7 protein-coding genes are annotated in these 8,652 nt (G+C 48.8%); 1 reads left to right on the forward strand and 6 read right to left on the reverse strand.

What is annotated here, in order from left to right; translation table 11 throughout:
* Positions 1-26 precede the first annotated feature (26 nt).
* From cas4 to pip, 6 genes are all read right to left on the reverse strand, one after another.
* Positions 27-677: a CRISPR-associated protein Cas4 gene (gene cas4, locus ACTHUT_RS10340; protein WP_440418778.1), complete on the reverse strand. Its 651-nt coding sequence runs from the start codon at positions 675-677 to the stop codon at positions 27-29.
* 2 nt (positions 678-679) lie between these two features.
* On the reverse strand, positions 680-1,531 hold the full coding sequence (gene cas7c / locus ACTHUT_RS10345; protein ID WP_250600205.1) for a type I-C CRISPR-associated protein Cas7/Csd2: 852 nt from the start codon (positions 1,529-1,531) through the stop codon (positions 680-682).
* On the reverse strand, positions 1,528-3,291 hold the full coding sequence (gene cas8c / locus ACTHUT_RS10350) for a type I-C CRISPR-associated protein Cas8c/Csd1 (RefSeq protein ID WP_250600203.1): 1,764 nt from the start codon (positions 3,289-3,291) through the stop codon (positions 1,528-1,530). The genes cas7c and cas8c overlap by 4 nt, the downstream gene beginning before the upstream one ends.
* The gene (gene cas5c / locus ACTHUT_RS10355; protein ID WP_250600201.1) at positions 3,288-3,932 is read right to left on the reverse strand and encodes a type I-C CRISPR-associated protein Cas5c; all 645 of its coding nucleotides are present in this window, start codon (positions 3,930-3,932) and stop codon (positions 3,288-3,290) included. Before cas5c ends, cas8c begins: the two co-directional genes overlap by 4 nt.
* A 229-nt stretch (positions 3,933-4,161) precedes the next feature.
* Positions 4,162-6,663, reverse strand: a complete 2,502-nt coding sequence (cas3, locus tag ACTHUT_RS10360; RefSeq protein WP_250600199.1) for a CRISPR-associated helicase Cas3' — start codon at positions 6,661-6,663, stop codon at positions 4,162-4,164.
* 338 nt (positions 6,664-7,001) lie between these two features.
* Positions 7,002-7,931, reverse strand: a complete 930-nt coding sequence (gene pip / locus ACTHUT_RS10365) for a prolyl aminopeptidase (RefSeq protein WP_250600197.1) — start codon at positions 7,929-7,931, stop codon at positions 7,002-7,004.
* Between the two features lie 124 nt (positions 7,932-8,055).
* On the opposite strand from pip, the gene yciA reads away from it, so the two are divergent.
* Complete coding sequence (yciA, locus tag ACTHUT_RS10370) at positions 8,056-8,490, forward strand: acyl-CoA thioester hydrolase YciA (protein ID WP_003680677.1); 435 nt, start codon at positions 8,056-8,058, stop codon at positions 8,488-8,490.
* The last annotated feature ends 162 nt before the right edge of the window (positions 8,491-8,652 follow it).

The raw sequence follows: 8,652 nt of genomic DNA on the forward strand, positions 1-8,652 counted from the left end.
AACTTCTCATATATAAAGATATAAAATCACTCCCCAAACAACCCTGCCACATATCCTACGCTCCTATCCCGCTTCCCCAGCAACTCCGGCTGGCAAATCTCCATCAGCGAGCAGGCTTCGCAGCGTTTGCCGTAGTCGGGCGGCGGGGTTTGGCCGCTGTTTAGGAGTTCGCGCACGGCGGCGATGGTGGCGCGTGTTTGGGCGCGTAGGTCGTCTGAAAACACGACGGGGACGCGGTGGCGGGTTTGCATATACCACAATGCGCCCTCAGAGACGGTTTGCCCCGTCATTTCTTCCAAGCACAAGCCTTGGGCGCAAAGCTGGATTTCGTCCATCGGGTCGGGTTTGGGCTTGCCGCGTTTGTATTCCACGGGTTTCAGACGACCTGTTTTCGTTTCCACTTCCACCAAATCCAACACGCCGCTGATGCCCAATTTTTCCGCCGAAACATGCACCGTCCGCTCAAAGCGCACGCCCTTGCGCGTTTCCGGCTCGCCCGAATCCACCCGCTCATGCAGCGCCTTGCCCTGCGCGGTCAAATAGTTCTCCGCCCACGCCTGCTCGTTGTGAATCAACGCACATTGGCGCGGGCAGAAGGCGTAGTGTTGCAGGGCGGAAAGGGGAATCAGGCGCGTGTCCTGATTTTCCCCTTGGCTTTCGGTTAAAAGTGCGGTCATTTTTAGCCTAATTTACGCAAAAGCTTGGTTTCGCCAAGATTTTGATCGTCCACGCTGACAAGGTAGTCGTCAAAATTCCTTGCTACTTCCACTCCGTCTTTTTTAGCAACCTGAATACGTTTGAAGAGGCTGTCGGCAGGTGCATCGCCCAAGCTACCGCTATGCTCAAACACATAGAGCCCGCGTGCATTCATTTGTCCGCGAGCGGCGGAATGGTCGTGATCGAACATATTGACGAGTGCCTGCCAAAACAGTTCTAAATCGTTTTCGGAAAAACCGGTTTGTTTGGCGAAATGGGCAGAAATGAAGCCGTGGCAGCGGTATAGGCCGTAGGGGACGGTGAATTTGCGACCCATGGTACGGTTGTCGCCGGTTTCACTGGCATCTTTTTCGTTGGTAACCGCCATGCGGGTAATGCTGTGTTCCAAGGTTATGACGGGATCGATAGAGCGAGAAAAAGTCAGTTGCACGGGACCGCGCACTTGTCCTGCATTTTTGCCGGTAGTCATCACTGCACCGAATGTGCGAATGTCGTAATAACGGCCGCACATGTATTGGCGGGCAGCTTCGGTTTTCTCGCCTTTTTCTTTGCCTTTTACGTTTTCCTGCTCGTGGGCTTCGTCAATCAGGTTGTTCAAAATGCCTTTTTCGCGGATAAAGATGTCGTGATGTTCGTCATTTTGGGTCATTTGGATAAAGTTACGGACTTTGCGTTTCAGGCAAACATCGGTTACCAAACCTTCACCGGTTTGCGGGTCGATACGCGGCAGGTTGCCTGCGTCGGGATCGCCGTTGGGGTTGCCGTCTTGCACGTCAAATAAAAAGACAAAGTCGTAACGTTTTTCAATAGTCATAGCGTTTGCTCCTGTTTAATTGTTTCAGTTGAGTTGGATTGGAAAAAATCTTGTTTTTGGTGGTAATAACCGATCCCAAATAAAACTTGATGGTTAATATCCAAATGATTGGGGAAATTATCTATTTTTCCGATAATTTCTTGAAAAAGTTTTTCTAAAAAAATTCGTTTTCCCCTGTATTTTTCCGTATTCAGTTTACTCAGGTGATGTTTAGACAAACGAATCAAAGTACCGAATACGGCAATCGGCGTGCTACTTGCCGAACCGAAATAGCGGTCGGCAATAGTGGCATTTAAGCCGGGATTGGCTTCATCCTGTGTTTTTTCCAGCACGGCAAACAGCCGCCCTAGCACGTAGCCGATGTCTTGGCGATTTCTATCTAAGCTCATAGTTAGCTCCTTCATGTTTTTCAGACGACCCGCGCGGATTGCGCGATTGATATAGGCTTTAAGCAGACTTGCCCTGCCATAGGTAATTTTCTGTTCCGCCTTGTTGCGCCGCAAAGCAGCCTGCAACAGGCTGACGGGTAAAACTCGGTTGTTAAGTGCGGCATCGGTTACTTGGGCGATTAGATCAGACGGCAGGTTTTCCATTTTGCCGTCCAACACCAAATTTCCCAGCAGGCGCGGCAGCGGCATATATTCAGGATACGGCGAGTTTTCGCCGCGCACCATCTGCAAATCGTCATACCACGCCGCAATACCTTCTGATAAGGTGGCAACGGTGGTTTCATGCCAAAAGCGGACGACAATGCGCGCGGAATTAGGCGATAAGCCTAAAAGGTAGAATTTTTCTTTGCCGTCAGGTTTTTGGTATTGGCCGTTGTACAGGCTTTTATAAAGGGTTTTAACGGCATCGATATGCTCATCGGGATTGTCTTTGCCGCCGCCGCTAATCAGCGAAGCAAGACTCTCTTCCAACGGAGTCGGTTTCGCGCTCCAACAGATGGCTGTTACATCGCCGATACGAAAGTGGTTTTTACCGGCAAGCAGAGTGTTCAAGGCGGTGGTATATTCGAACATGGCTTGCTCGCCCACGGGAAAGATAAAGCCCTGCTCTTTGCCGTATGATTCAAAAGCCGACAGATTTACCGATGTAAACGGGGCGGGCTTGGCGTTCACGCCTTTCACGGCGTTATGCAACCGCGCAATCGGCGCAGGCTTGCCCGTTACCAGGCAAATGCCTTTTGGGACGTTATCGGACTGCGCCTGATTGGCTTGACTCACATATGCCCGAACCGCCTTTGACTGGCAAACCAAATCTACCGCTTCATCCACTAGGCGGAAGCTGAGATTACAGCCTTTGACTTTGGCACATTCCACCCAATTTGCAGCCTGCATGGCTTTGCTTTTTTCTGCCGCAGAAGCCAAAAAGGCGGCAACGGCGGCAACACCTGCATCATCGGGCAGCGCCTGTTTCAATTCGTTTACTTTGGAGGTAAAGCTGGCATGCTGTCTATCCGCCTGCTCCTGCCCTTTTTCTCCGGCATAGGCAAGTACATAACCGTAGTGATCCCACAAAATGTTGCTTACTTCGTAGGATTTTGAACCGCTCCTGCCTAAACCTTTCGGCACCAAAAAAGTGCGGCCAACTTTCTTCTTACCTTTCAGCTCACGGGTATCTTCCAGCTGAATAAAATTACCCTGTTTGTCTATAACAATAATGAACGGGATTTCTTTGTTTTCAAACCCTTCCGGGGCAACACCACCATCGCTTTCGGCTTTGCGTTGGTAGTATTGGGTGAGTGCGTGCAGAATCATCGTTTCACCTCCTCGCTATTAGCTGGGGGCACGGTAATTACGCCATTTATCGCTTTGCATTGGTAAAACATGGGTTCGGCGTTATTGGAATCGCGCGGGTCGGATTTGCTGAAATCCATGTCGTACAGCATAAAGCCGAAATCTTGGGTGATGTCTTCGCGCGGCAAACCGTCTTCAACCTTTTCAAGCAGCCTGAAATGGCAGGGAAACTCTCGGCAACCCAAATAAGGCTGATGAAAATACTGCCCTTTTTTTGCGCGCCGTTTGAACATTTCGGCAAATTTGACGTAGTTGTCGCCCTCGCCTGCTTCACTTGTCATGTCAAAATCGGCGTGAATGCGGTAGGCAACGTCTTTCAGCAGCATGGATGCGCGCTGCTGGCGGTTGTCTTCAATATAGAGCGAGCCGCTACGCTCACTCATTTTGGTTCCCACTTCGTTACGGCGGATATTCGTCCACTGAATCGGTTTTAGGATTTCTATCTTCAAGACCTTCCAGCGAATCGCCGGCTTCCACAATATCGCCATTAAGATGTTTCTGGCGGCAGACGGCGTTATCACAGGATAACTAACCCTTTCCACCTTTAATTCAGGCCTTGTGAAGCATGCCAAATCGCCACTGATTTCTAGGATGAAACTCATATCGCCTCCTTAATAATTTCCATAGAGCTATATTAATTAATTTTAGCTTTATTTGTCAAGTATCATTCGCTTATTTTTTAATGTGCTGTAAAATGTACCCACGTTCAACGACTTTTCTATGCTTTAAATAAATGAGTTGTGAACGGTCGGCCGCCTTCGGGTGGCTGTGTGTTGAAACCATAGTGCTATGTTAAAAATGACGAAATGCCCCTAGCAATAGGGGCATTTTTCATAAAACCGAATTTTCAGGTAGCCAAGCTGCATCATCAAAATCCGCACCAAGCACGGCTTTGTAATAGCCCTTATCCAACACCAGCAATCCCGCCCTGGAAAAAACGGCATGTGCAGGCAGCTTTTTCAGTTCGTGTTCATACACGGTAATTGTGTAGCGTTGCAGCTTGCGGTAAACCCATTTGTTTTTGAGCGGGTCGTTTTCCAACAAGCTGAACCAGCGTTCAAACGGCTCTGGCAGCGGTGGTTGGTCGGTTTGTCCGAAGGAATGGTCGGTCGGCTGCGGAAAGCGTTGTTTGTCCAAAACATCCTGCCATTCTGAAACTTCCACATCGTCCAGATGTCGTCTGAAAAAATCGTCCAGCTCGTTTGCTTTGACGATTTGCGGACTGCCGCCTTCTTCCCGATGAGCCAATGGGATAAACGGCACAATGAGTGCCACGCCTTGGTTATCAATCAGGCGGAAGCGTTCGGCAGCAGTGCGGAATTTGATTGCCAGCGGATTTTCATTGGATGATTCTGCCGTCAAGAGTCTTGTAATGTCGTGTTTGTCCACATCGCCTTTGCCGTTGAACCGGCGGAAATATTCGGCAAATACCGACGGGGAAAGCGGGTCGCCGAGCAGCCCTGCTTTCAGCATTTCTTCGGTAATGTCCTGCCCCTGTTTCAGGCTGCCGCTGGGCGCGCCTTCCTCGGCACGGAACACGACCACTTCACCCAACTGTGGCAGTTTGCCTTCACGGTTGCACCGCCCCGCCGCTTGGGCAATGCTGTCCAGTCCTGCCATCGCCCGATAAACGCAAGGGAAATCCAAATCCACGCCGGCTTCAATCAACTGCGTGCTGACCAGCCATAAAGGCTTGTGCAGGCTGCCTGCGCGATACAGTGCCAAATATCGGCGAACCAACGCAATGACTTCGCTGCGGTGTGTGGCGCACATATTGGCGGACAAATGCAGTTTGATGCCGTCAGAAGGCAGGGCGGCAAATAGTTTTTGGGCGTGCTTTCGCGTATTGACCACCGCCAAAACGCACGGACGCGCGGCGATTTCATCGGCAATTTCCTGCCAGCTTTGCGTTTCGCCGTTTGACGACGGCATTTTGATGCAGACGCGGCGCAGTTTTTCCGATAAGGCAATTTTGTCTGCCACAATCTCGCGCACGTCCGGCAGGCCTTCCAAAATGGTGCGGCCGAATGCGTCGATATTTTTGCCAAGTTCAGGCTGAGTTGCCGTGCACAGCACAAAAGTAACGCCGTAATCGCGAGCCAACACCCGCATCATGTCGGTAATCGGCTTTTGGAAATCGCGCGGAAGCTGCTGGGCTTCATCCAAAATCACCACGCTATCGGCAATATTGTGAATCTTGCGGCAACGGCTGGTTTTCGCCGCAAACAGGCTTTCAAACAGTTGCACGTTAGTGGTAACAATCAGCGGCGCGTCCCAATTTTCCGTGGCAAAGCGGGTTTTGGCGGTTTCTTTGTTATCGGCCACTTCCAAATTGCTGTGGTGTTCCAATACCACGTCATCGCCCAATGCTTTGCGGAAAACATTGGCGTTCTGCTCAATAATACTGGTGAAGGGAATCGCGTAGATAATGCGTTTTTTGCCGAACTTCAGCGCATGCTTCAAAGCGAACCCCAAGCTCGCTAAAGTTTTACCGCCACCGGTCGGCACGGTCAAAGAAAACAAAGTGCGGTCGGTTTCGGCGGCGGAAAAACATTGCTGCAAAATGGCGTGACGTTCTTGGTTTAAAGATGAATTTTTATCTGCTTTTTCTGAAAGTTGCGCCATATATTGCTCATATCGCCGGTGCAACTCACCCAAACCGGGAAATTTAGGGCGCAATCCGGCAGCCTGCGCAGTATCGGCATCGGCATAGCCGTTCATAAAGGCTTCGGTATCCAAAAAATCGGCATCCACCAAACAAGAAAAGAGAAAACGCATCCAAATATGTAGCTCTTCCAGCTTTGCCCCGTCTTCCCAAAACGCAAAAAAATCCCGCATCAAGTCATCATCGGATAACGGGAAAAAATCTTTGGGCAAACCGCTCTCCACCAAGCCCGACAAAGAGGCCTCCAATTCATTATCTGCCTGTTGCAGACGATGCTTTAAGCTCCCATTGTCATACCAATCCGCTAATCCCGCATGGTGTCCTGCAATCAGATATGCCAGCAAATGCCCGAAAAATGGATTTAGACGTTCTACCGCATATTTGGCGCCGGCAGTGGAATGCGGAATTTTGCGCAACTTGGTAGATTCGACATCTTCCAAATGGGCATTTTCTTTTTCAAATCCGGATGCATTACGGATATATTTCTGAAAAACTTCCTGAAATTTCCCCAAATCGTGCAAAAGCCCCGCATATTCAGCAAACAACGACCCATAACGCCCTGCAAAACGTTTGGCGAGTTGGGCGACTTTTTGTAGATGTTTTTGCAGGGGATGGGAATGCCAATTTTTTGATGAGTCCCGGCGAGCATGAGCAATTTTGTCAGTCATCCAACTTCCTAAAATGAAATTAATTATAGATTTTTAAGAAACACATGTTACCCAAGCAATTTTTCTACATGTTTCAACAGCAACTTGGTTACCCATGATTTCGCAATCATGCAAGTTTCCATTAGATGGGATTGTAAAAACTAATATTGTCCATCTACCTTACAGATGCAAGCAATGGTAAAGCTTACCATCACTAATTAGTTAATTTATAAATCATATACCAGGTAGTATTCATACTCAATTATATTGCATATAAACATTTACCGTTTAATATCTAGCAAGCTTTGATTAAAAATGCCGTCTGAAACTTTTCAGACGGCATTGTCATTTATTAAGCTTTATAACTTGCTTCTAATATCCTCCACTGCTTTCACTAAAGCCTCAGAAAGCGAAGGATCAAAAGAAGAGTGGCCTGCTTGGACGATTCTCAATTCTGCTTCAGGGAAGGCTTGCGAGAGCTCCCACGCGCTTTGCATCGGGGTGCATAGGTCGTAGCGGCCTTGGACGATGATGGTTGGGATATGGCGGATTTTGTCGATGTTTGCCAAGATGGCTTTATCGCCCTGCAACCAGCCTTCGTTCACGAAGTAATGGTTTTCCATTCTTGCGATGGCAAGGGAGGCTTGCGGATCTTCATCCACGTCTTTAGGTTCAAACTGAATAAGGTAGCTTTCCCAGTCAGCCCATGACTTGGCTGCTTTGAGACGCGTAGCTTCATCTTCACTGAACAGCATTTCATGGTAGGCTTTAATTAGGGCTTGGCGTTTGTTTTCGGCCACGGGGGCAATGAATTTTTGCCATTGAGCCGGATAAATTTGGCTGACGCCGCCTGCTTCGTTCAACCATGCCATTTCAGACGGCCTACACAGGAAAATACCGCGCAAAACTAAGCCGCTGACGCGATCGGGATGGGTTTCGGCATAAGTCAGCGACAAGGTGCTGCCCCATGAGCCCCCGAAAACCAGCCATTTTTGGATACCGAGCATTTCGCGTACTTTTTCAATATCGGCAACCAAGTCCCATGTGGTGTTGTCTTCAACACAAGCATAGGGTTTAGAGCGTCCACAACCGCGTTGGTCGATAATGACGATGCGGAAATGCTCTGGATTGAAAAAGCCGCGACAGGCAGGTGATGCCCCTGCTCCGGGGCCGCCATGCAGGAAAATCACGGGGTGTCTATCAGGATTGCCTGATTCTTCCCAGTAGATTTCGTGAATGTCGGATACGCGCAAAAGGCCGCTATTTCTTGGTTCTTGAATCGGATGCATGAACTTTCTCCTTTGTCTGATGAATATGTTGATTGTAACACTTTGCCTGCTGATTTTTCAGACGGCCTACATAGGTTTATTGCTACAAATGGCGTAAAATAGCACTTTTTTGACAGGATTATTTATGTCTGACAACAAACAAACACATGCTGCACCAGAAGGACAACTTTTATTGCGTACGGTAGCCATGCCGCGCGATACCAATCCTAATCAGGATATCTTCGGCGGCTGGATTATGTCGCAAATGGATCTGGGCGGCGGTATTTTGGCGGCAGAAATCGCACAGGGACGAATTGTAACCGTGGCCGTTCAAGAAATGAATTTCATCAGACCAGTAAAGGTCGGCAACGTCGTATGCTGCTACGGTCATTGCGTCCGCGTAGGCAATACTTCTTTGCAACTGAAAATCGAAGTGTGGGTGAAGACTTTGATGAACGATATGGTAACGGAAGACCGCCAACTGGTCACCGAAGCCGTATTCACTTACGTCGCCATCGATTCACAAGGCAATCCGCGCCCTATTCCTCGCGAAGGCAATGCAAAGCTGGCACATTTGTAAGTTTAAAAAATCAAAACAAGGCCGTCTGAAACCTCAACGTTCAGACGGCCTTTTTTAATACAGAAGCTAAATGTAATAATATTTCTTTTGAGCTAAAGCAAGGTGAAGTATCTGTTTTTTATGTTTAATTCAGGCTGATTGATAAAACAAAGACCGTACACC

It is taken from the genome of Neisseria sp. P0022.S010 (assembly GCF_051956635.1).